This is a genomic window from Nonomuraea candida (genome assembly GCF_000725485.1).
Classification (GTDB): domain Bacteria; phylum Actinomycetota; class Actinomycetes; order Streptosporangiales; family Streptosporangiaceae; genus Nonomuraea; species Nonomuraea candida.
On the sequence record NZ_KL647031.1, the window covers coordinates 447,850 to 468,424 of the forward strand.

The 20,575-nt window shown below is 71.9% G+C and carries 23 protein-coding genes, 1 tRNA gene and 1 pseudogene; 9 read left to right on the plus strand and 16 right to left on the minus strand.

The genetic code is table 11. The annotated features are described in order from the left end of the window. Positions 1-22: 22 nt before the first annotated feature. From IO39_RS45970 to dhaK, 3 genes are read right to left on the minus strand one after another with little or no spacing between them, the layout of a single operon-like run. Entirely contained in the window at positions 23-397 is a 375-nt protein-coding gene (locus IO39_RS45970; RefSeq protein ID WP_043638978.1) for a PTS-dependent dihydroxyacetone kinase phosphotransferase subunit DhaM, read from the minus strand. 9 nt (positions 398-406) lie between these two features. Beyond that, positions 407-1,027, minus strand: coding sequence for a dihydroxyacetone kinase subunit DhaL (dhaL, locus tag IO39_RS45975; protein WP_245642639.1), 621 nt, complete (start codon positions 1,025-1,027; stop codon positions 407-409). After that, entirely contained in the window at positions 1,024-2,004 is a 981-nt protein-coding gene (dhaK, locus tag IO39_RS45980; protein WP_043638980.1) for a dihydroxyacetone kinase subunit DhaK, read from the minus strand. Before dhaK ends, dhaL begins: the two co-directional genes overlap by 4 nt. 125 nt (positions 2,005-2,129) lie before the next feature. Here dhaK and IO39_RS45985 point away from each other — a divergent pair, with 125 nt between their 5' ends. After that, positions 2,130-2,879 carry a lysophospholipid acyltransferase family protein gene (locus IO39_RS45985; protein ID WP_043638983.1) on the plus strand — a complete coding sequence of 250 codons (750 nt, stop codon included), beginning with the start codon at positions 2,130-2,132 and terminating at the stop codon, positions 2,877-2,879. Positions 2,880-2,901: 22 nt separating this feature from the next. Here IO39_RS45985 and IO39_RS51675 read toward each other — a convergent pair whose 3' ends face one another. The 3 genes from IO39_RS51675 to IO39_RS46000 all read right to left on the minus strand — a co-directional run bounded on the left by IO39_RS51675 (position 2,902) and on the right by IO39_RS46000 (position 6,965). Then, on the minus strand, positions 2,902-3,624 hold the full coding sequence (locus tag IO39_RS51675; protein ID WP_052424220.1) for a glycoside hydrolase family 16 protein: 723 nt from the start codon (positions 3,622-3,624) through the stop codon (positions 2,902-2,904). 258 nt (positions 3,625-3,882) lie between these two features. Then, positions 3,883-4,986: a glycosyltransferase gene (locus IO39_RS45995; protein ID WP_043638986.1), complete on the minus strand. Its 1,104-nt coding sequence runs from the start codon at positions 4,984-4,986 to the stop codon at positions 3,883-3,885. Between the two features lie 152 nt (positions 4,987-5,138). Beyond that, positions 5,139-6,965 carry a SpoIIE family protein phosphatase gene (locus tag IO39_RS46000; protein ID WP_245642640.1) on the minus strand — a complete coding sequence of 609 codons (1,827 nt, stop codon included), beginning with the start codon at positions 6,963-6,965 and terminating at the stop codon, positions 5,139-5,141. A 58-nt stretch (positions 6,966-7,023) separates the two neighbouring features. Here IO39_RS46000 and IO39_RS46005 point away from each other — a divergent pair, with 58 nt between their 5' ends. After that, on the plus strand, positions 7,024-7,746 hold the full coding sequence (locus tag IO39_RS46005) for a GAF and ANTAR domain-containing protein (RefSeq protein ID WP_043638993.1): 723 nt from the start codon (positions 7,024-7,026) through the stop codon (positions 7,744-7,746). Between the two features lie 86 nt (positions 7,747-7,832). Here the strand turns inward: IO39_RS46005 and IO39_RS46010 are convergent, their stop codons facing one another. Then, complete coding sequence (locus IO39_RS46010; RefSeq protein ID WP_052424221.1) at positions 7,833-8,189, minus strand: STAS domain-containing protein; 357 nt, start codon at positions 8,187-8,189, stop codon at positions 7,833-7,835. Between the two features lie 176 nt (positions 8,190-8,365). Between IO39_RS46010 and IO39_RS46015 the strand changes: the two genes are divergently transcribed. Next, entirely contained in the window at positions 8,366-9,136 is a 771-nt protein-coding gene (locus IO39_RS46015; protein ID WP_043638998.1) for a SigB/SigF/SigG family RNA polymerase sigma factor, read from the plus strand. Between the two features lie 73 nt (positions 9,137-9,209). Beyond that, positions 9,210-9,566: an ATP-binding protein gene (locus IO39_RS46020; protein ID WP_245642641.1), complete on the plus strand. Its 357-nt coding sequence runs from the start codon at positions 9,210-9,212 to the stop codon at positions 9,564-9,566. Positions 9,567-9,887: 321 nt separating this feature from the next. Here the strand turns inward: IO39_RS46020 and IO39_RS51680 are convergent, their stop codons facing one another. From IO39_RS51680 to IO39_RS46035, 3 genes are all read right to left on the minus strand, one after another. Then, complete coding sequence (locus tag IO39_RS51680; protein WP_052424222.1) at positions 9,888-10,895, minus strand: hypothetical protein; 1,008 nt, start codon at positions 10,893-10,895, stop codon at positions 9,888-9,890. A gap of 6 nt (positions 10,896-10,901) precedes the next feature. Beyond that, positions 10,902-11,450, minus strand: coding sequence for a hypothetical protein (locus IO39_RS46030; RefSeq protein WP_043639002.1), 549 nt, complete (start codon positions 11,448-11,450; stop codon positions 10,902-10,904). Between the two features lie 68 nt (positions 11,451-11,518). After that, on the minus strand, positions 11,519-11,944 hold the full coding sequence (locus IO39_RS46035) for a hypothetical protein (protein ID WP_043639004.1): 426 nt from the start codon (positions 11,942-11,944) through the stop codon (positions 11,519-11,521). A 99-nt stretch (positions 11,945-12,043) separates the two neighbouring features. Here IO39_RS46035 and IO39_RS46040 point away from each other — a divergent pair. From IO39_RS46040 to IO39_RS53885, 3 genes are all read left to right on the plus strand, one after another. Next, positions 12,044-12,117, plus strand: a tRNA-Pro gene (locus IO39_RS46040). A 564-nt stretch (positions 12,118-12,681) separates the two neighbouring features. Then, the gene (locus IO39_RS46045) at positions 12,682-13,911 is read left to right on the plus strand and encodes an MFS transporter (RefSeq protein ID WP_043639007.1); all 1,230 of its coding nucleotides are present in this window, start codon (positions 12,682-12,684) and stop codon (positions 13,909-13,911) included. An 83-nt stretch (positions 13,912-13,994) separates the two neighbouring features. Further along, complete coding sequence (locus IO39_RS53885; protein WP_084774637.1) at positions 13,995-15,050, plus strand: alpha/beta hydrolase; 1,056 nt, start codon at positions 13,995-13,997, stop codon at positions 15,048-15,050. A gap of 301 nt (positions 15,051-15,351) precedes the next feature. Here the strand turns inward: IO39_RS53885 and IO39_RS58565 are convergent. From IO39_RS58565 to IO39_RS46075, 6 genes and pseudogenes are all read right to left on the minus strand, one after another. After that, positions 15,352-15,510, minus strand: a pseudogene (locus IO39_RS58565) (TetR/AcrR family transcriptional regulator); the annotation flags it as partial. A gap of 341 nt (positions 15,511-15,851) precedes the next feature. Then, on the minus strand, positions 15,852-16,508 hold the full coding sequence (locus IO39_RS46055; protein WP_084774701.1) for an NADPH-dependent F420 reductase: 657 nt from the start codon (positions 16,506-16,508) through the stop codon (positions 15,852-15,854). A gap of 48 nt (positions 16,509-16,556) precedes the next feature. After that, positions 16,557-16,901, minus strand: a complete 345-nt coding sequence (locus IO39_RS46060) for a winged helix-turn-helix transcriptional regulator (RefSeq protein WP_043639010.1) — start codon at positions 16,899-16,901, stop codon at positions 16,557-16,559. Between the two features lie 404 nt (positions 16,902-17,305). Beyond that, on the minus strand, positions 17,306-18,388 hold the full coding sequence (locus IO39_RS46065) for a hypothetical protein (RefSeq protein WP_043639013.1): 1,083 nt from the start codon (positions 18,386-18,388) through the stop codon (positions 17,306-17,308). Further along, complete coding sequence (locus tag IO39_RS46070; RefSeq protein WP_157549875.1) at positions 18,385-18,732, minus strand: hypothetical protein; 348 nt, start codon at positions 18,730-18,732, stop codon at positions 18,385-18,387. The genes IO39_RS46065 and IO39_RS46070 overlap by 4 nt, the downstream gene beginning before the upstream one ends. Before the next feature lie 28 nt (positions 18,733-18,760). Further along, positions 18,761-19,138, minus strand: a complete 378-nt coding sequence (locus IO39_RS46075) for a YbaB/EbfC family nucleoid-associated protein (RefSeq protein WP_043639020.1) — start codon at positions 19,136-19,138, stop codon at positions 18,761-18,763. Between the two features lie 182 nt (positions 19,139-19,320). Between IO39_RS46075 and IO39_RS55680 the strand changes: the two genes are divergently transcribed. Both IO39_RS55680 and IO39_RS46080 read left to right on the plus strand, forming a co-directional pair. Beyond that, positions 19,321-19,464 carry a hypothetical protein gene (locus IO39_RS55680; protein WP_157549877.1) on the plus strand — a complete coding sequence of 48 codons (144 nt, stop codon included), beginning with the start codon at positions 19,321-19,323 and terminating at the stop codon, positions 19,462-19,464. A 207-nt stretch (positions 19,465-19,671) separates the two neighbouring features. After that, positions 19,672-20,541 (plus strand): alpha/beta fold hydrolase, encoded by an 870-nt coding sequence (locus IO39_RS46080; protein WP_043639023.1) that lies wholly within the window; start codon positions 19,672-19,674, stop codon positions 20,539-20,541. The last annotated feature ends 34 nt before the right edge of the window (positions 20,542-20,575 follow it).

Here is a 20,575-nt window from a genome sequence, read left to right on the forward strand (position 1 = left end):
GCGGGCGAGCGGGCGCGGACGGTCAGAGCTTGCGGTAGGTGCGGGCCTCCTCGGCGGCGGCCAGCACCTCGGCCAGCGGCGAGCCCGCGCCCGCCGTCACCGCCGCCGCGATCGCCCCCTCCACGAACGGCACGTCCGCCACCACCACCCGCCCGGCGTCCTCCAGCAGCCGGGCGGTGAGCACCGAGCTGCCGAGGTCGGGGATGAGCACCACCCCGTCCCCCTGATCGACGCCGCGCACCGCCGCCTCGATGACGTCCACGCTCGTGCCCAGCCCGCCCTCCCAGGTCCCGCCGGCCGCCGCCACGGGCACGTCCTCGCCCGCGATGCCGCGGGCCAGCGCCACCGTCTCGGCCGCCAGCCCGGCACTGTGGGAGACCAGCACCACGCCGACCACGGCGCCCCCTCAGGTGGCCACGGCGGCCAGCGCCGCCATGAACAGCGCCGCCGACGCCGCGCCGGGGTCCTCGTGGCCGATGCTGCGCTCGCCGAGGTAGCTGGCCCGCCCCTTGCGGGCCTGGAGCGGGATCGTGGTCTTGGCGCCCTCCGCGGCGGCCCGCGCCGCCTGGTCGAGCGCCCGGCGCACGTCCACCCCGTCGCGTACGGCCAGGGCCAGCGCCCGCGAGGCCGGGATCAGCGCGTCCACCATGGTCTTGTCGCCCATCGTCGCCTTGCCCAGCCGCTCGACCGCCACCACGCCCTCCTCGAACGCCCCCGCGAACCGGGCCAGCGTCACCGGCGACTCCAGCGTCTTGCCCATCTGGCGGAACAGCGACCCGTACAGCGGCCCCGACGCGCCGCCGACGCGGCGGATCAGCGTCGCGCCCGCGGTCGTGAGCACCTCCCCGGGGGAGCGCGGCGCCGACTCGGCCAGCTCCTTGAGCACCTCGGTGAGCCCGCGGTCGATGTTCGTGCCGTGGTCGGCGTCGCCGATCGCCGCGTCGAGGCGGGTCAGCCGGTCGCGGTTGTCGCGGACCTGCCGGGCCGCCTCCTCGAACCAGGCCACGAACAGCTCGGCCTCCATCATCGCCCCCACCGCAGCCCCGGCGTCTCGACCGGCGCGTCCCACCATCGGGTGAGGGCGTCGTCGAGGCGGCAGACCGTCACGGAGAAGCCCTGCATCTCCAGGCTCGTCACGTAGTTGCCGACCAGCGAGCGCGACACCCGCGCCCCCTTGCCCTTGACGAACGCCGCCACCTCCGCGAACACCACGTACAGCTCCATGAGGGGCGTGCCGCCCATGCCGTTCACCATCACCAGCAGGTCGCCGGTGAGCGGCAGGTCGCCGTGGATCGCCTCCATCGCCACGCCCGCCAGCTCGCGCGCCGACACCATCGGCACCCGCGCCCTGCCGGGCTCGCCGTGGATGCCGATGCCCAGCTCCACGTCCGTCTCCGGCAGGTCGAAGGTGGGCTTGCCGGCGGCGGGGGTGGTGCACGAGCTCAGCGCGATGCCGAAGGACCTGCTGCGCTCGTCCACCTCGGCCGCCACCGCGGCGACCCGCGCCAGCGGCGCGCCCTCCTCGGCCAGCGCCCCGGCCATCTTCTCGACGAACAGCGTCGCGCCGGTGCCGCGCCGCCCCGCGGTGTAGAGGGAGTCCTGGACGGCGACGTCGTCGTCGACCAGCACCGAGGCCACCTCGACGCCCTCGACCAGCTCGGCGGCCATCTCGAAGTTGAGCACGTCGCCGGTGTAGTTCTTGACGATGTGCAGCACCCCGGCGCCGCCGTCGACGCCCTTCGTGGCCTCGATGATCTGGTCGGGCACCGGCGAGGTGAAGACCTCGCCGGGACAGGCCGCGTCGAGCATGCCGTGACCGACGAAACCGGCGTGCAGGGGCTCGTGCCCCGAGCCGCCGCCCGAGACCAGCCCCACCTTGCCCGGCCGCGGGCCCTCGGCCCGGTAGACCACCCGATCGCGGACCCGCAACGACGGGTGGGCCGCGGCCATGCCGTTCAGCGCGTCCTCAACGACGGAGTCTGCCGTGTTGATGAGCTTCTTCATGGTCAAAACATCTGCCCGTTTTCACGACCGCGCAAGCGCCGTGGCGGGGGCGGAGTGGACGCGGTCACGGTGGCCGGCGGCCTCCGGCTACCGTCACACCCGGCCGAGTAGGTTACCTTCTGCTCATGGCTGAGATCGTGTACCCGCCGGTGATCGCCGCCGCGCGGACCCTCTTTCGCGTGCTCGACATCCGCTTCCACATGGAGGGGACCGAGCACGTGCCGCGGTCCGGGGGAGCGGTACTGGTGAGCAACCACATCAGCTACCTCGACTTCATCTTCGCGGGTTTCGCCGCGCTGCCGGCGAAGCGGCTGGTCCGGTTCATGGCCAAGCAGGACGTGTTCGACAACCGCATCTCCGGGCCGCTGATGCGCGGCATGCACCACATCCCGGTCGACCGCGACGCCGGCGCGGGCTCGTACGCGACCGCGCTGCGCATGCTCAAGGCCGGTGAGGTGGTGGGCGTGTTCGCCGAGGCCACGATCAGCCGCTCGTTCACGGTCAAGGAGATCAAGAACGGCGCCATCCGGATGGCGCAGGCCACCAACACCCCCGTGATCCCGGTGGCGCTGTGGGGCGACCACCGGCTGTGGACCAAGGGCCGGCCGCGCAAGCTGCTGCAGCGGCACGTCCCGGTCACCATCCTCGTGGGCGAGCCGATGCACCCCAAGCGCGGGGAGAACGTCGCCGAGCACACCGCCACCCTGCACACCCGGCTGTCGGAGCTGGTGGACCGGGCGCAGCGCACCTACCCGGAGATCCCCCCGGGCGTGTGGTGGCAGCCCGCCCACCTCGGCGGCTCCGCGCCCACCCCCGAGGAGGCGGCGGCCATGGACGCCGCCGAGGCCGAGGCCAGGGCGAAGAGGGAGGACTGAGCGCCCTCGCGGGCCGGCGGGGTCAGCGGGCCTTGTAGACCTTCACCCAGTCGACGTACATCGAGACGGTGGCCGGCGTGGCGGAGTCGCGGCAGCGCGGCTCGCACACCACGTCGTTCTGCAGCGCCAGTCCCATCCGCCGGCCCCGCGGCACGTGCTCGCCCCGGTAGTCCCAGACCTTCCTGCCGTCCAGCCAGAAGGTCAGCCGTCCCGGCAGCCAGTCCACGGCGGCGGTGTGCCACCGGGTGAAGTCCGCGCGGAGCTGCCGCTGGGCCCGGCCGTGCCCGCCGTGCACGAAGATGCCGCCGCCGCGCCGCTTCGGGTCGACGATCTCGGCGAAGTCGATCTCGGCGTAGTCGCCGCCCTCGCCCTGGGCGGCCGGCCAGAGCAGCGCCACCGGCGTGTAGCCGGCTCCGGCCTCCGCCCTGAACCTGACCTCCCAGCGCCCGTACTCCTGGGCGAGCCGGGTGGCCACGCCGCCCGACAGGTCCTTGCCGCCGTACATGCCGCCCTTGAGGCGCAGCACGCCGTTCGCGACCGTGGCCGCCCTGCCGGTGCGCGGATTACGCTCGGCGTCCGGCGAGTGGTAGATCATCCATCGCCTGGTGTCGACCGAGGAGCCGGCGAAGTTCTCCACGAGGACGGGGTCTCCCCAGGACGGCGAGGTCTGCGCGTGGGCGGTCTGGGGGAGGGCGGCGAGGCCCGCGAGCACCGCCGCCGCCGTGATCAGGCTGCGTCTGGACATACGGACCATCGAAGCAAGGTTTCGCCGGGATGTCAGCCCATCCGTCCCATCGGTCACTTTCGTCACACTTTGAGGTGCCGGACATGGCGCCGGCAGGTGGCCGTTGCCACCTGCCGGTGTCCTGATGCCCGGTTTTCTGCGGAAGAACGGTGCTCTGCGAAAGGACGGTGCTCTGCGGAAGGACGGTGTGCTACGAATGCCCGGGGTTCTTGCGGAAGGCCGGGCGCGGGGTGGTCGGCCCGGCCGCCTCGTGCGCTCTCAGGCGCAGGCGGCCTCGTAGACGCGTACCAGCTCCTGGCTCACGCGCTCCCAGGAGTAGCGCGAGCGCGCCCGGTCGGCGCCCGCGTACCCGAGCGCGGTGCGCAGGGTGGGGTCGTAGAGCAGCTCGCGGGCCAGCCGCGCGGTGCGGGCGGGCCGGTCCGGCGGCACCAGCAGCCCGGTGACGCCGTCGATGATGGAGTCGAGGTGCGCGCCCACGGCGGAGGCGATCACCGGCACGCCGCAGGCCATGGCCTCCAGCGCGACGATGCCCGTCACGGCCTCGCGCGGCACCGACACCACGGCGTCCGCGCTGCGCATCAGCTTGGGCACCGCGGCCCGCTTGACCTGCCCGAGCAGCGTCACCCGGTCGGCCACGCCGAGCTGCTCGGCCAGCGCGCGCAACCGGCGCGCGTCCCTGTCCTGGTCGAGGTCCTCCGGCTCGGGCCCGCCGGCGATGACGAGCTCGACGTCGCCGAGGCCCTGCAGCGCCCGCACGATGGTGTGCGCGCCGCGGTCGATGGACAGCGGCCCGACGTGCAGCAGGCGCTTGCGGGTGCCGCGCGTGGCGACCGCGCCCCGGCGCTGGAAGCGCTCGGTGTCGACGCCGTACGGCACCACGGCGATGTTGTTGCGCGGCACGCCCAGCCTGATGAGCGCCGACTCCTCGTCACCCGAGCCCGCGATGACCGCGTCGGCCCGGCGGCCGAGCGCCCGCTCCAGCTCCACGTGCGTGGCGTCGACGGTGTGGAACGTCTGCGTCACGGGGACTCCGAGCCCCTTGGCGCCCGCCACGGCGGCCAGCCCGCCGGTCCACGAGTGCGCGTGGATCACGTCGGGCCGCTCCTGGCTCCACCGCTGCATCAACTGGTTGCCCACCTCGTTGAGATAGGGCACCACGTCGTCGCCGGCAAGCTGCTTGGCCGGGCCCACGTCGATGTGCTCCAGCGTGACCCCCGGGGCCACCCGCGTCTTGGGCTTGCCCTCGGCGTTGTCACGACGGGAGTAGATGGTGACGTGATGCTCACGGCCCAGCTCACGAGCGACAGACAGAATGCGGTGGCGCTGGTTACCGTTGGCGGAAGCGACGATCGCGATATTCATGGCACACCTCGGCGTGGAAAGCGTTAAAGGTGTGCCTGCGTCTTAGGCACGTCGTTGCTACAACTCCGACCATACCCAGATTCGTGCAGATCGCAAACCCCCGCAGATCAGACACCTCACAGTCAGACACCTCACAGTCAGACACCCCGCGGTCAGACACCTCGCAGCGCGAACACCACGATCTCGTCCCACACCTGGCCGCCCGAGAACGTGTGCCGGTCGGCCTCCACCGCCTTGACCACGGTGGACGGCGCCTGGCCCGCGCACCGGCTGAGCACGTCGGCCAGCCGCTCCTCGCCGTACGGCTCGCCGCTCTCGTCCCTGGAGGAGATCAGCCCCTCCGAGTAGAGCACCAGCGTCTCGCCCTGGGCCACCTTCAGCGTCTCCACCCCGGTCTCCGCCTCGCGGGCGATGCCCAGCGGCACGCCGCCGCCGGTGGCGAAGCGCACGCCGCCGTCCGGCGACAACACCGCGGCCGGATGGTGCCCGGCCGACGACAGCCGGATCTCGCGCCCCTTGACGAAGCCCGCCACGGCCATCACGAACATGCCGCTGCCCTGCTCCACCAGGGCCTCGTTGACCTTGCGCATCACCAGGTCGGGGTCGGACTCCCAGACGCTGAGCACCCGCAGCCCGCCGCGCACCATGGCGCTGACCGAGGCCGCCTCCTCGCCCTTGCCCGCGGCCCCGCCCAGCGCGAAGCCCCACCCGCCGGAGACGGGGAAGACGTCGTAGAACTCGGCGCCCACCGACGAGCCCGGATGGTAGACGGCGGCCGCCTCGTAGCCGGGCACGTCGGGCAGGTTGCGCGGGGCCACGCTGGCCGACAGCGCGTCCGCGGCGCGCGAGCGGCTCTGGAAGCTGCTCTGGGCGCGTACGGCCAGGCCGATCTGCAGCCCGACCTCCTGCATGACGGCCAGGTCCGCGAGCGTGAACGGGGTCTTGTCGTGCCCGCGCACCAGCGTCAGCGCCCCGTCGGAGCGGCCCATCGGCACGCACAGCACCGAGCCGGCGCCCATCGCGGTCAGCAGCGGCCCGTCGCCGCAGAAGCCGAGCAGCGTGTCGTCGTCCACCATCTCCAGCACCACGCCGGAGCCGCGCTCCAGCACCTGCAGCACGAGCTGGCTGCCGGCCGGCTCGGCGGACTCCACCTGGCGTACGAGGTCGCCCAGCGGGTGGTCCTTGGGCGCCATGACGACCGAGCGGCGCGGAATGCCGTCGCGCACCACGTCGGCGATCACCCAGTCGGCCCACTCGGCCGCCAGCAGCCGCATGGAGCGCTGCAGCGCGACGGGGCGCACCAGCGCCTCCTCGTCCAGCAGCAGCCTGGCCATCCGCGTCAGCAGGTCCTGCCGCCTGGCCGCGGCCAGCAGCAGCGCGCCGTCGGTCTGCTCGGGCCGGCGCGCGCCCGGCTCGGGCACCTGCACCTCGGTGGGCAGCGCCACCGCCGCCACCATCTGCTGCGGCTCGCCCGGCATCGTCAGCCTGGTCAGCGCGAGCTGCACGGTGTGGGTGCGCCCCTGGTGCGCCAGCCGCGTCTCGAACGCCGACGGCTGCCCGGTCTGCAGCACCGACGTCAGGTGCGACCGGAACGCCGCCCGCCGCGACACGTCCACCAGCAGCGGGAACGACCGGCCCACCAGGTAGCCGTCGGGGCTGCCCAGCACGCGTGAGGTCTCGGGGTTGATGCGCCTGACGACGCCGCCGCCGTCGAGCACGATGACGGGCACGGGAAAGGCCCTGAAGACCTGGCGCAGCAGCTTCAGCTCCCGCTGCGCCCCGTCTTTCTTGGCCCGCTTGGGAGCCTTGCGCAGCTCCGCGCGGGCCTCGGCCAGCAGCTCGGCGGCGGTGTCGAGCTCGGCCAGGGCGGCGTCGAGCGTGGGGGCCAGGTCGGCGGGGTAGGCGGCCCTCGCCGCACGCAACGACGAGACGCGCCCGGCCAGCGCGTCTAGCGCGTGTTCGAGGTCCGGCATGGTCATGGTCTGACGCTACGCCACTCGGGATAATGCTAGCCATAAGGGGTAGAGGCTTGTTGCTATGGAATCAACCGCGATGATCACTCCGGGGCTCGCCCGCGACCTGGCGGCGCTGGGCCGGCTGGGGGAGGACACCTCGACGGAAAGCGTGCTGCGCGGCCTGACCACGGCGCTGGCGGCGGGCGTGCCCAACTGCTCGGGAGCCTCCGCGGAGCACTGGCGCGACCACCGGGTCCTGGTCTCCGGCTCGCACAGCGAGCTCATCATGCTCGTCGAGGGCGAACGCGAGCTCGGCGAGGGCCCGTCCATCGAGGCCCGGCAGAGCGGCGGCCGGGCGACCGTGACCGACGTGCTCAAAGAGACCCGCTGGCCCCGCTACGACGCGCTGGCCACCCGCTGGGGCGTGCGCTCGGCGCTCGTCGTGCCCATCGAGGTGCCGCCGGCGCTGCTGGTCGTCGGGCTCTACTCGGTGCGTCCGGGGGCGTTCTCCCCGCACGGCGCGGGCGCGCTGGCCGACATGCTGGCCGAGCAGGTGGGCGTGGCCATGTCGAACATGTGGGAGTTCGAGGAGGTGCGCACCGACGCCGCCCAGCTCCAGGAGGCCCTGGCCGGCCGGTCCGTGATCGACCAGGCCAAGGGCATCATCATGCAGACCAGCAACTGCACCGCCGAGGCGGCCTTCGAGGAGCTGCGCCGCATCTCCCAGCATCACCAGGTCAAGGTGGCCGACCTGGCTAGGCTGCTGGTCGAGGAGCATCAGCGCAAGTCGTCGTCGAAGCGCTGAAACGAGCGGTCCGGGCGCCGGGGCGTGCCGGGCGCCGGGTGTCCTTGGGGGCTTGTCCTCGGGGGCCTCCGTCGGGTCGTCTCGGCTTAGCTGATGGCGGCCAGCGCCTCGTCCAGGGTGTCGTAGAGCGGCAGGCGCTGGGCCAGCCCTGTGATCCACATCACCTTGGACTTGGAGTATTCGACACCGATCAGCGCGAACTTGGCGCCCGCCGCCAGGCTGGTCTGCCAGTGGTGGACGATCAGCCCGAGCGCGCGCGAATCCATGAACGTCACCCCGGCCAGATCCAGGATCAGGTCGGAGCCGGCCATCGCCAGATAGTCGGCGAACTGGGCGCGGGTCGTGGCGTCGAGCACGCCATCGACCCTGACCACGGTGATGTCGTCCGTGGTCGTCGACGTCAGGCTGAGGGCCGTCACTGGCTCCTCGCCGTTCTCCGGCATTGTCACGGGGCAACCCTACTGTCACCGCGCGATCGAGGAATACTTCCCGCCACATGGGGGAGACTGGATCCGAAGTCCAGCAGAGGGCTTCGGTCTCGAGAGTAGAGCGAGGCGTGCCTCTGCATGGGCTTTTTCGCATGTCAGGGGCGCGCCTGCGATCCATATGAGGAGCAGCCATGGCTGTGCAGGAATACGTCCTCGAGGAGATGACCGCGGAAGAACTCCTGGCCGAGATGGTCAGGGAGGAGACACCCGACAGCCACAAGGAGCGCCTGCGCGAGCGCATCGTCGAGATGCACCGGCCGCTCGCCATGGAGATCGCCAGACGCTACCGTTACCGGGGCGAGCCTTTGGAGGATCTCCTCCAGGCCGCGTATGTTGGCCTGATGAAAGCCGTCAACGGCTTCGACCCGACCCTCGGACACGCGTTCAGGGGCTACGCGGTCGTGACGATGACCGGCGAGGTCAAGCGCCACTTCCGCGACCGCACCTGGGCCATCCGGGTGCCCCGGCTCTACCAGGAGCGCCGTTCGGAGCTCAACCGGCTCGTGGCCGACCTCAGTCAGGACCTCGGCAGGTCCCCGACCGTGGCGGAGCTGGCCGCGAAGATGAACATCAGCGAGGAGGACGTGCTGCTCACCCTCGACGCCTCCGCGGCGTACAGCACCCTGTCGCTCGACGCGCCCCTCGGCACCGACGACGACGCCGCCTCGCTCGGCGACGTCATCCCCGAGGACGACGACACGCTGAGCAACATGGTCGACCGGGAGGCCGTCAAGCCGCTCATCGACGCGCTGCCCTCCCGCGAGAAGCACATCCTGTTGCTGCGCTTCTTCGGCAACATGACGCAGGCCGAGATCGCGGCCGAGTTCGGAATCTCTCAGATGCATGTTTCGCGCATTCTCCGCAAAGTTCTCGACCAGCTGCGCACCGAGCTGGTCGGCTGACGAGGGCGGTCGCCGGGTGAACGAGGACGTCGAGCCTCAGTCGGGCTACACGAGCCCGCCACCCGGCGCGCCCGTGAAGAAGCTTCTCTTCCGGCTGCCGGACCTCCCGCAGGTCCGGCAGTTCGCCGAGGACGAAGCCCGGGCCGCCGGCATGCCGGAAGAGGCCATCGGCGACTTCGTCATCGCCGTCAACGAGGTGGCGACCAACGCCGTCACGCACGGGGCCGGCGACGCCTTCATCCGGACCTGGGTGATCGGCGGGGATCTCGTCGTCGAGGTGCACGACGAGGGCGCCTGGAAGCCGGGCCCGCTGCCCGGGTCCGTGGGCGGGATGGGGCTCTGGGTGGCCCGCCTGCTCTCCTCGGACCTGACCCTGCGCGTCGGCAGCGGCGGCAGCACGGTGATCATGCGCTTCCCCGGCAAGGGGTGACAGCGGGGCCCGCCGTCCAACGCCGTTCCCGGTGGGGCTCGGCGGGGCCCGCCATCTACGGGCCGTCCATGGGGCCGTCCACGCCGTTCCCGGCAGGGCTTGCCGTCCAGGGCGGGGGCCCGCCGTGCTCCGGCGGCGCCAGTTGCTGTATCCCGTGCGGATGCTGGCCGTGCCGACACCTGCCTGGTGCAGGGCCAGCAGGGTCAGCCCCAGCAGGACGAACGTCATGCCGGAGAACCCGCCGGGGATCGATGCGCCTACCAGGTCGAGCAGGAAGCCCAACCCGAAGATGATCGCTGCGATGACCGCGAGCATGTCATGTCACCTCATTTCCTGACTCTGGTATTGAGCAGGCTGAGTGGGGGACTTGCTGGACAGGGCGAGCAGGCGCTCCAGGACGCTCCTGTAGTCGCGCAGCGCCAGGCGCAGCTGCTCGGTGTCGGAGGCCTCGGCGTCCTTCCAGCGGTCGCGCAGGGCGCCGGTCCGCGAGGTGAGGGTGGTCGTGAGCGACTCCACCACCTCGCTGACCAGCCCGTCGGCCCGCCGCACCGCCTGGCCCGGGTCGTCCACGAAGGAGGACTGCAGGTCGCGCCAGCGGGCCTGCACCTGCGTGGGGTCCTGGTCGAACAGGACGATGTCGTCGGGGGCGGCGTGGGCCGGCGTCTCGCCGGCCTGCGGGGTGGCGTGCGCCGGGTCGGGCCCGGCCTCCATGCCACCGCCGGTCCTGGCATACGGGTCCCGGTACGGTGCTTCCTCGTCGTCGGTGGTGTCGCCGGGGGCGGGGACGGCCGCGGCGGGAGCGACACCGGGGATGGCGCCACCGGTCGGGGCGCCGGGAACACTGCCGCCGGTCGGGGCGCCGGGAACACTGCCGCCGGTCGGGGCGCCGGGAACACTGCCGCCGGTCGGGGCCGCGGAGCCGGGGGCGCCGCTGGTCGGGGATACGGTGCCGGGGGTGGCGCCGCCGGTCGTGGCGCCGGGGACGGCGGCCGCGTACTCGTCGTCCACGCGCGGACTGCGGCCGGTCACCCCGTCATCGTCGAGCCGCCCGTCCCGGGCGAACTCCTCGTCGCCGGCGCGACTGCCGTCGCGGCCGTCCTTGAACCGGCCGTCTCCGTCCAGGACGTCTCCGGGCCGGCCGTCCTTGTCGCGGCCGTCCTTGTCCCAGTCGTCCTTGTCCCGGCCGTCGTTGTCGCGGTCGTCCCGGTTCGTGGTGGGGTCGCCGCCGGTGGTGGCGACGCGGGCCTCACCGGCGCCGGGGGTGGTCCTCTCCTCGTCGTTCTTGCGGGCCTCGTCACGTTGCGACGGCACTTTCAGCTCGTCGCCCATATCGGTTCACCGTCCTCGGGTGGTCTCGTGCAGCAGTTCCTCGAACAGCGCGCGGTAGTGCACCATGGCCTGCCGGAGGTCCTCCGTGGAGGCCTCCTTCCTGGCCGCGCGGCCGCTGATCTCGTGAGCCGTCCTGTAGTGGTCGAGCGTCGCCGCGTGCCCCACCGACAGGTCGGACAGGCGCTGCTCGAAGTCGTCGGTCGGGTAACCCCGCTCCGCCATCACCGCCGTGACGAGCTGGTCGGCCTCGGTCACCGCGAAGCCGGGCGCGTCCACGAAGCGTTCCTGCACCTCGATCCAGCGGCTGGCGTAGGTGTCGCGCGCCTCCTCCGTCAGGGGACGGATGTCGAGCTCGGCGTGCCGCTGCTCGCGGTGGAGCAGCTCCTGCTCCGCCTCCCGCCGGTTGTCGTGCTCGGCGACTATGCGTTCGTACTCCGGGCCGAAGCGTTCGCGGAGATGGTTGCGGCGCTTCTGCTGCTGCAGCACGAAGTAACCCACTGCGGCGAGCGCCACCACCGCGACCACGACGACGGCCACCCATGCCCAGGTGGTCATGATGTTCGCCTCCGGTCTGTGTGTCGAGACCAGCGACTGCCCTCGAACGGCAGGTCGAAACGCCGTTCTCAGCGGGCTTCGAGCACCTTCCTGGCCGCTGCCAGCACGGACGCGACATGGGAGCCCTGCGGGGCCGCCGGGACCTCCGTGAACCCGTCGGCGGCGTCGTACCGGACGTCGAGCCCCGCGTCGACGAGCCGCTGGGCCCAGCGCAGCGCCGTGTTCAGCCGCTCGGCCGCCGGCGGCTTGCCCTGGGCGGCGGCCGACAGGTTCCGCAGGTTCGTGGCGGGCCCGGACTGGGCGTGCGCGCGGGCCAGCTTCCAGGGCAGGGCGGCGCTGTGGTCGAGCATCGGCCTGGCCAGCCCGGCGGCCCGCTTGGCCTGCAGCACCCCCGACTCGCTGACCCCGAAGTGAGCGGCCAGCTCCTGCACGCTCCTGCCCTCGGCGACGAGCCTGGCCAGCTCCTTCCGATCGATGGTCGCCTTACGCCCCACCTGCCGCCTCCGCTCCGGTTTCCGTGTACGCGCACACCTCCGATGTGCGCTAAGGTTATGACGTCCCGCCCCGCAGGGGGCGGCCGACACAGCTCGATCCGGGACGTAGCGCAGCTTGGTAGCGCACTTGACTGGGGGTCAAGGGGTCGCAGGTTCAAATCCTGTCGTCCCGACGGTTGAAAAGGCCAGCGCGCCTGGGTGATAGCCCAGGTCGGCTGGCCTTTTTGTTCGGCATCCGGAAAGCTGTGCACCTTACGCGATCTTCAGGTGGGGCCATGTGGGGGCCGGCCGCCGCGTCGCCAGGCCGCTGACCGAGACAGATGCCGGGCGCCGACGACCTCGGCGCCGCCTGCGGGCAGCTTCCCCTCGCTCTGCCCATCGCCGGCACGCGGCTGGCCGTGCGGCCGTACTGGGAGCTGGCGCGGCTCGCCACGCGGCGCTTCTGGCACTCGCCCACGTCTGCCATCACACCGGCGACGCGACCGCGACCATCGACATGCTGCGACCCTCACCGCGCTGATCCCCGCGAAAGCAGGGGAGGAGGCCGGAATCCGGGGTTCCGGGTCCCGTTGCCAATGTTAGGGATCGTTCCCTATAGTCCTGCGGGTAGGGAACGATCCCTAACATCGCGGCGCCGCTCCGGCCACCGAGCAGCCGGTCAGCTCGGCGGCCGTTCGCCGTGGCAACCGCGTTCGGCGCGACAGAGCAAGAACGCGACAAGACGAGAAAGGGTCCGCATGAAGAGGCAGCAAGCGGCGCAGAGCCAACGGAAGACTGCCCTGGCCTTGGCGACGCTGTTCCTGGGAACGTTCGTGCTGGGCAGCGCCGAACTGCTCCCGGTCGGCGTGCTCAATGTGATCGCCACCGACCTCAAGGTGTCCATCTCCGCGGCCGGCGCACTCGTGACCGCGTACGCCCTCGGTGTGGCCATCGGCGGTCCGCTCCTCACCGCATTGACGATCAAGCTGAACAAACGCACCGTTCTGGCCGGGGCACTCCTGCTGTCCGCCGTGGGCAATCTGGTGCCGGTGCTGATCGCCGACTACACCCTGTTCGTCGCCGCACGCGCCTTCACCGGCGCGCTCGGTGGCCTGTTCGTCGCCGTCGCGTTCATCGTCGGCACCTCGATCGTGCCGCCGGAGCGTATGGGCCAGGCAATCTCCGCGGTCTTCGGTGGTTTCGCGGTCTCGGGAGCACTGGGCGTGCCGCTGGGCACGTTGATCGGCCAGCAGCTCGGCTGGCGCGGCTCGTTCATCGCCGTCGTGGCGCTGGCCGTGGTCGCCCTGCTCGCGACGCTCCCGCTGGTGCCGTCCGTGGCCGGTGCCAGCGTGCGAGCGGGCGACCAGGCCAGGTACGCCTTCGCCCCGCGGGTGCTCGCCATGCTCGCCCTGCAAGCCCTGGGGTTCGCGTCGCTGTATGCGGCCCTGACCTACATCGTGCCCTTCCTGGAGAATGTCACTGGCATCTCCGGCGCCCTGATCAGCGCCTTCCTGCTGGCCTACGGCGCCGCCAGCGCGGCCGGCTCCATCGCCGGCGGCCGCTTCGCCGACAGCAACGCCTCCCGCACCCTGACCGTGGGGACGATCGGGGTGGCCATCAGCCTGCTGGCGCTCTACCTGGTGGGCGCGATCGCGTTCCTCGTGGTGCTGGCGCTGCTGGCCTGGGGGCTGTTCGCCATGGGCATGGTGCCATCGCTGCAGTACCGCGTGGTCAACCTGGCCGGCCCCGGGGGCGCGCTGGCGTCGTCGTTGCCGGCCTCGGCGGCCAACGTGGGCATCGCCGCCGGATCGGTCGCCGGTGGCGCGGCGATCGGCAACTTCTCCTCGTCCGCCCCGGTGATCACCGGCCTGATCATCGCCGTGATCGCCATCCCGGTCGCCTGGGCCACCGGCTTCCTCAAGCCGCCGGTTGTTGACGAGAGTCCGGGAGCCGGCTCTGCCCCGGACATCGTGTCCAAGTCCGCGTGACACCGGTGAGGCGGTGTGGCGGGCCTTCCGCGCCGCCGAGCCGGCCCTTTCGTGTAGCCGAGACGTGCGTCCAGGAGTGAGCAATGAACGAGTCGCGAGAGTATCGCGTCACCGGTGTCCGGGGACGCAACATGGTGCGGGAATGGCCCCGCGACCGGCCGCGTTACGTGGCTCTGCTGATCCACGGCTACGGTGAGCACGTGGGCCGCTACGAGTACGTGGCCGACCGGCTCGTCCGGCACGGCGCGGCCGTCTACGGCGTGGATCATGTCGGTCACGGCAAGTCCGGGGGTGAGCGCGCGCTGATCGAGGATTTTGAGGACGTGGTCACCGACGTGCACACGGTCGAGGAACGTGCCCGGGAGGACCATCCCGGTGTGCCCGTGGTGGCGATCGGCCACTCGATGGGCGGCATGATCGCCGCCCGCTACGCCCAGCGGTACGGCGCCGGCCTGGCCGCGCTCGTCCTTTCCGCGCCCGTGATCGGCCGGTGGGAGGTCGTCTCCACGCTGCTCTCCTTCGACGAGATTCCCGACGCTCCCCTCGACCCGTCCATGCTCTCCCGCGACCCCTCCGTGGGAGAGGCCGCTGGAGCCGACCCGCTGGTGTGGACGGGGGCATTCAGGCGGGCCACCCTGGAGGCATTCGTCACAGCGATGGCCACGATCGCCAAGGGCGGCACGTTCGGAGACCTGCCGACGTTGTGGCTGCACGGGGAAGACGACAAGCTCGTGCCGCCTGGTCCCAGCCGGGAAGGGCTCGACGCCGTACGGGGGAGCTACCTGACCGAGCGGCTCTACCCCGGCGATCACTTCGGGGCCGGCCGGCTGGAAGTTGGCGCAGGCCATCTTGGCGGGATCGCAGCCCTTGGGCCGCGCCTGGAGCCCGTCGTCGCCAACACGGTCAACCGATCGCGAAAACCGCCGGTCTTCGCCGCTCTCCTGCCAGTGCGCCCCTTCGCGAGAGCGATCAGCTCAGCTCGTGGCTCGGCAGGCCCCCGTATGGGCTCGCTACCGGCCGGCTGGGTGATGGTGCGGCGGTTGCGAGGATGCTCTGGACCAGGCTTCGTCCCCGTTTGGCGGGACCGTCCGGGCCGAGGGACTGGCTGGACGCGTGCAGGCCTTCGAAGACCAGCATGAGGTGGTCGGCCATTTCGGCGGGGTCGTCGACGCCGAGCCGTTCGGTCAGGTGGCCGATGGTGGCGCGGAGCCAGGATTTGGCCGCGACGGCGTTGCGGTGGGCGGGCAGGTCGGGGTCGGGGAACTCGGCCAGTGCCATCAGCATGGGGCAGCCGCGGTATCGCTCGGAGGTGACTTGTGTGAAGACGGTCTCGAAGATGGCGAGGATCTGGTCGCGCGGGTCGGGCCCGGCGGCCTCGATCACCGTGCTCACGAGGTTCTCGAAGTCCTGGTGGGTGCGTTGGACGTAGGCGCCTACCAGGCCGTCTTTGGAGGTGAAGAGCCGGTACAGGGTGGTGGGGGCGACGTCGGCCTCGGCCGCGACCAGGTCGACGCCGGTGGCCCGGATGCCTTTGCGGTAGAACAGCTCGCCCGCGACCTCCAGGACGTGGGCTCTGGTCTTGTCGGCGGTTCTGTGCACGGCGCCCTTCCCGATTGCGATGTTAGGGTTCGTTCCCTAAAGTTTAGCCGGCAGGGACCGATCCCTATCAATCTGGAGTGCTGCCTTGGTCGCGTGCCCGACCACCGGGCAGGATCTGTACGACACGTACGGATCGGCGCTGTTCGCGGCCAGCGCGTCCGACGAGCTGGTTCCGGGGGGGCGAATCCGCCGGGTGCCGGACGCGGCTCGGTGGGCCGCCGCTGCCGGCCCGGCCCACCTTCACCAAGTCCTGGGCCGGCAGCGACTACCGCACCCACTTGTCGTAGCCCGCGAGGGCCCATGAGCGGTCTGACGGTCTGTTCAGATGTCAGTGCCGGCCTTTACCCCGCCGAGCCGGTCCCCGTGGGGACGGTGGCAACGTCGACGAGGTTGAAGACCGTGAGCGGGTCGCGTCCGCCGAACAGCAGCGAGATCACGATCGCGGCCATCGCTTCGAGGTGGTGAGCGTGCCGGAGATCGCCGACAGGCAGCGGCTCGCAGCCGATGTCGGCGATCAGCCGGCGAGTGGTGTCCAACGCGGTGGGATCGTCACCACAGTAGGGCACGAACAGGCGGCGGCCGTCGAACACCGGTGGGTCCATCTGCCAGACCCGCGCGTGGCAGAGGTTGAACGCCTTGACGACATGCCCGCCGGTGGCCCGCTCGATCTCCTGGGCCATCGAGTTGCCGGGTGCGGTGACCAGGGTGAAGTGCTCGACCTCAACCGGGTTGTTGCAGTCGATGATCACTTTGCCGCCCAGCGCGCCGCCGATCCGGGCCAGCGTGGACGGCATTCCCTGGTAGAGCACGGCGATCAGGGCGGCGTCCGCGAACTGGGCCACTTCCTCGAAGCTACCGGTGCGGGCGCCCCACTTGCCGGCCAGGGCTCGGGCCTTGTCCGGCGTACGGCCGCTGATCATCAACTCGTGGCCGGCGGCGGCCCACCGGGTGCCGAGCGCGTCGGCCATCGCCCCGGCGCCGAAGATTCCGATTCTCATGCACCGCATGCTAGGAAGGCGCAGGGAACCGACGGGTTCCCTGCGCAGTCAGGTGCCGTCGTCGCCGGCGAGGTCCTCGGCGTGCTCCTCGGCCCACCGGGCCAGCACCGTCACCGGCTGGAGCAGGCTGTGGCCGAGTTCGGTCAACCGGTACTCCACGCCCGCGGGCGCGGTGGCCAGATTCCGCCGCTGGACGAGGTTGTTGCGCTCCAGCCTGCGGAGCGTCTGGGTGAGCATCTTGTTGCTGATCCCGCCGATCCGGTCGCGCAGGTCGCTGTAGCGCTGCGGGCCGCGGCCCAGCCCGAACACCACGACCACCGACCAGGTGTCGGCGATCAGTTTCAGCGTGCTGCGGGCGGGACAATCGGCGAGGAACACGTCGTAATCACTCACGTTCGCCGCTCCGTGTGCCCGATGAACCATCAACGTCATCTTGTCTCACAGGGGCAGTCCACCACAGCACGCTCTTCGGCCGTTCTTCCGGGCTCTCGGCGGACGGCTCGGGCGCGTTCCCTCTGGCGCGCCGCCTGGCGATGCGGCATGTCCTGGACACGTCGCCGCCCATACCGCCAGACCGCACAGCTACTACGGCCTTCTCTGCTGACATCGGAAATCTCTCGAACATCCGGCACGGTCGCCGGAGTTAGCCCGGCGCGTCGTCCAGGTCGATGACGCCGAAGTCGCCGGCCGGCGAGCCCGCGTGGACGGGGCCGTATTCGCGCAGGAGCGCGGTGGCCTGACCGGCGAGGGTGCCAGGCCGGGCGGGGGCGGCGCACCGGCCGGTCGCGGCGGCGGTGTCAGGTGAAGTCGAGGGGGCCGTCGTTGAAGAGCCTGAAGGGGCCGCCGAGGATCGCCTGCTCCAGGCCGTCCTCGCGTTCCCGCCAACGCTGCTGGTAGCCGGAGCCGTGGCCGCCCTCCAGGAAGCGCTCGCGGGCCTCCTGCTCGTGGCCGAGCTGGCTGCCCATCCGGTACGCCGCCTGGTTGGCCGCCCGCTCCTCCTTCTCCCGCGCCTCCATGTAGCCGTCGCTCATGGGGCTCGGGTTCCAGCGGTCCTTGAGCATCTCGACCTGGCGGACGTACTCGGCGGCCAGGGACTCCGCGCTCGCCGTGCCCGCCCCGCCGATGCGGACGACGTTGAGGTCACGGTTGTAGTCGGACCAGACCGAGTTGCGGTCCTGCTGGAACAGGGCGGTGATGCCGTGCTCCGCGGCGTACCTCAGGGCCTCACGGCCCTCGGGCGTCTGGCGCAGGACGGCCTCGGCGTCCCTGCGGGCCTCCGGGTTGTCGTCGTACGGGTCGAGGGAGAGCATGTTGGCCGCCACCCCGGCCGTCTGGAGCGCGGGGATGACCATGCCGCGGGCGAGCAGCCGCTTGGCGACGTGGAGGGAGTTGAGCGCGCCGGTCGCGATGTTCCGCTCCACCTGGCCCAGGGCGGCGCCGAGCGCCTTGCGGGCGCCCAGGACCTGCTGCCTGGCGAACAGCGCGCCCAGCGCCGGGCCGAGCCGGAAGCCGCGGACGAGCGAGAGCAGCAGCGCGATGAGGGTCAGGACGACGACGTACTTCCAGACGGTGCGCAGCACGACGACCGTGGTCGTCCCCGTGCCGACCAGGGCGTTGGCCAGGAAGTCGTCGTCCATGCGCTGCGCGTCGAAGCCGTAGGAGTCCTCGAAGACCGAGACGTCGGAGCCGAGGTTGCCGGCCGCGCGGACGTGCGCGACCGCGTCCTGCGACTGCGCGCGGCCGCTCTGGGAGGCGGCGGCGAGGTCGAGCCACGCGCCGGCCGCGTCGAGCGTGCGCGACTCGTCCTCGCGCCGCCACGGCGCCTCCGGCGCGACGAGGCCGTGCACCGGCTGGAGCGCGGCGGGAAGTTCCCAGGTCACCATTCCTCCACGGAAGCTCGCAGGCGCTCGGAGGCCTGCACGTTGGCCTGCTCGGCCCGTACGTAGTTGCGCTCCGACGCCGTGGCGCCCGTGGCGCGGTCGCGCAGGGCCCGCGACGTGCTGCCGAAGGCGTCGCGCACCAGGTCGGTCAGGCCCGCGAACTCCACGTCGAACTCCCTGCCCGGCCGCTCGTCCGCGCCGGGGCCGCCCGCCCCGGCGGCCCGGCCGAGCGAGGCGGTCAGCGCGCGGTCCAGGCCGTCGGCAGTCTCGGCCAGCCAGGCCGCCGAGACGAGCCTGCTGCCGAAGACGACCCGCGTCTCGCCGGGGTTGCCGTCGTCACTCATGTCCATGTGTCCCGGGGGTCGTGAGGGTTCAGGAGGCGTTGCGCATCAGCCGGTCGAGCCGCATGGTGAGCTCGTTGGCGACGACGAGGATCTCGTTCATGCTGCTGTGGGCGTCGGCCTTGACGTCCTGGAGGAGGGCGGTCAGCTCGGGGCTCTCCTGGCGCAGCGCCTCGGGGATGGCCTCGGTGGCGCGCTCCTGGGCGGCGGCGCGGGCCCGGCCGAACGCGTCCCTGATCGCCCCGGACAGCTCCTCGGACGGCAGGCGCATCGCCCGGGGGTCGATACGCAGCCCCACCAGGTCGCCGGTGCCGTCGACCTCCACCTTGACCAGGCCGTTCGCCGCCGTCGCGGTCTCCCGCAGCTCGGTGAACCGGTCCAGGAAGTCGGGCTGATCCGGGGGCGCCATGCGCTTCTCCTCACTTTCGGTCCTTGCTCGACGGCAGTTTCGGCCATGGAGATGTAAGCAGAAAGGGTCGCCGCCGCTCTGGAACGATCATGAAAGTTCTCCGGGGATTCACCGGCCGTTCCGCTCGCACGCGCACCGCGCGTCGGGGGCCTGACTTCCTCGTACGCGGGCAGGAACCCTCCGTGGACGCTCTCAGCTTTCTCGCCCTCGCCGCCCTCCTCGTGGGCATGGTCATCGCGCTCACCCAGAAGGTGTGGCCGGTGGCGCTGTTGTGCCTCGGGCTGCTGCTGTCCGTGCTCGCCGAGGCGGGACTCATCGTGTCGTGAGGCGCGCCCCCTCGCGCGCCCCTCGCGTGCCCCCTCGCGCGCCCCTCGCGTGCCCCCTCGTGCACCCCTCGCGTGCCCCCTCGTGCGCCCATCGTGCGCGCCGAGGTGGGCGGGGCGGGCGGGGCGGGATCGGGGCCGGGGAGCGCGCGGCGGGTTTTCGTCGGTGGCGGGGTCTACATTGGCGGCCATCGACGAAGGAGTGACGACATGACCGAGCCGAAGACCCACACCCTTGACGTGCCCGGCGCCACGCTCGCCTACGACGTGCGGGAGGGCGAGGGCAGCGGCGCGCCGGCCCTGCTGCTGATCGGCTCCCCGATGGACGCCACGGGCTTCACCAGCCTGGCCGGCTTCTTCGGCGACCGCAGGGTGGTGACCTACGACCCGCGCGGCACCGGCCGCAGCCGGCGCACCGACGGCGCCGCGGAGTCGACGCCCGAGCTGCACGCCGACGACCTGCACCGGCTGATCGGCGCGATCGGCGGCGGCCCCGTCGACGTGTTCGCCAGCAGCGGCGGCGCGGTCAACGCGCTGGCGCTGGTGGCCGCGCACCCCGGGCAGGTGCGCACGCTCGTCGCGCACGAGCCGCCGGTCGCCAAGGTGCTGCCCGACCGCGACCACGCGCTGGCCGCCATCGCCGCCATGCGCGAGGTCTACCAGCGCGACGGCTTCGGGCCCGCGATGGCGATGTTCATCGCGCTCACCTCCCACGAGGGCGAGATCCCCGCCGACTTCGCCCGCCGGCCCATGCCCGACCCGGCCCAGATGGGGCTGCCGGTCGAGGACGACGGCTCCCGCGACGACGCGCTGCTCGGGCAAAACCTCATCACCTGCACCCACTACGAGCCCGACTTCGCGGCGCTGCGCGCGGCCTCGACCCGGATCGTCGTGGGCGTCGGGGCCGAGTCCCAGGGGCAGCTGGCCCACCGCGGCGGAGAAGGGGTGGCCGAGCGGCTCGGCCTCAAGCCCGTGACCTTTCCGAGCGACCACGGCGGGTTCATGGGCGGCGAATACGGCATGCCGCCCGGCGACCCGGAAGGCTTCGCCGCCACCCTCCGCCAGGTCCTCGGCGAGTGACCCCGCCACCCGGCCCGGCCGTGTCCTGGGCGGG

What these genes read in the sequence shown, in the direction of transcription:
- dhaL (WP_245642639.1), bottom strand. Translation starts at nt 1,027, where the DNA reads ATGATGGAGGCCGAGCTGTTCGTGGCCTGGTTCGAGGAGGCGGCCCGG.
- dhaK (WP_043638980.1), bottom strand. Translation starts at nt 2,004, where the DNA reads ATGAAGAAGCTCATCAACACGGCAGACTCCGTCGTTGAGGACGCGCTG.
- IO39_RS45985 (WP_043638983.1), top strand. Translation starts at nt 2,130, where the DNA reads ATGGCTGAGATCGTGTACCCGCCGGTGATCGCCGCCGCGCGGACCCTC.
- IO39_RS51675 (WP_052424220.1), bottom strand. Translation starts at nt 3,624, where the DNA reads ATGTCCAGACGCAGCCTGATCACGGCGGCGGCGGTGCTCGCGGGCCTC.
- IO39_RS45995 (WP_043638986.1), bottom strand. Translation starts at nt 4,986, where the DNA reads ATGAATATCGCGATCGTCGCTTCCGCCAACGGTAACCAGCGCCACCGC.
- IO39_RS46000 (WP_245642640.1), bottom strand. Translation starts at nt 6,965, where the DNA reads ATGACCATGCCGGACCTCGAACACGCGCTAGACGCGCTGGCCGGGCGC.
- IO39_RS46005 (WP_043638993.1), top strand. Translation starts at nt 7,024, where the DNA reads ATGGAATCAACCGCGATGATCACTCCGGGGCTCGCCCGCGACCTGGCG.
- IO39_RS46010 (WP_052424221.1), bottom strand. Translation starts at nt 8,189, where the DNA reads ATGCCGGAGAACGGCGAGGAGCCAGTGACGGCCCTCAGCCTGACGTCG.
- IO39_RS46015 (WP_043638998.1), top strand. Translation starts at nt 8,366, where the DNA reads ATGGCTGTGCAGGAATACGTCCTCGAGGAGATGACCGCGGAAGAACTC.
- IO39_RS51680 (WP_052424222.1), bottom strand. Translation starts at nt 10,895, where the DNA reads ATGGGCGACGAGCTGAAAGTGCCGTCGCAACGTGACGAGGCCCGCAAG.
- IO39_RS46030 (WP_043639002.1), bottom strand. Translation starts at nt 11,450, where the DNA reads ATGACCACCTGGGCATGGGTGGCCGTCGTCGTGGTCGCGGTGGTGGCG.
- IO39_RS46045 (WP_043639007.1), top strand. Translation starts at nt 12,682, where the DNA reads ATGAAGAGGCAGCAAGCGGCGCAGAGCCAACGGAAGACTGCCCTGGCC.
- IO39_RS53885 (WP_084774637.1), top strand. Translation starts at nt 13,995, where the DNA reads ATGAACGAGTCGCGAGAGTATCGCGTCACCGGTGTCCGGGGACGCAAC.
- IO39_RS46055 (WP_084774701.1), bottom strand. Translation starts at nt 16,508, where the DNA reads ATGAGAATCGGAATCTTCGGCGCCGGGGCGATGGCCGACGCGCTCGGC.
- IO39_RS46070 (WP_157549875.1), bottom strand. Translation starts at nt 18,732, where the DNA reads ATGAGTGACGACGGCAACCCCGGCGAGACGCGGGTCGTCTTCGGCAGC.
- IO39_RS46075 (WP_043639020.1), bottom strand. Translation starts at nt 19,138, where the DNA reads ATGGCGCCCCCGGATCAGCCCGACTTCCTGGACCGGTTCACCGAGCTG.
- IO39_RS46080 (WP_043639023.1), top strand. Translation starts at nt 19,672, where the DNA reads ATGACCGAGCCGAAGACCCACACCCTTGACGTGCCCGGCGCCACGCTC.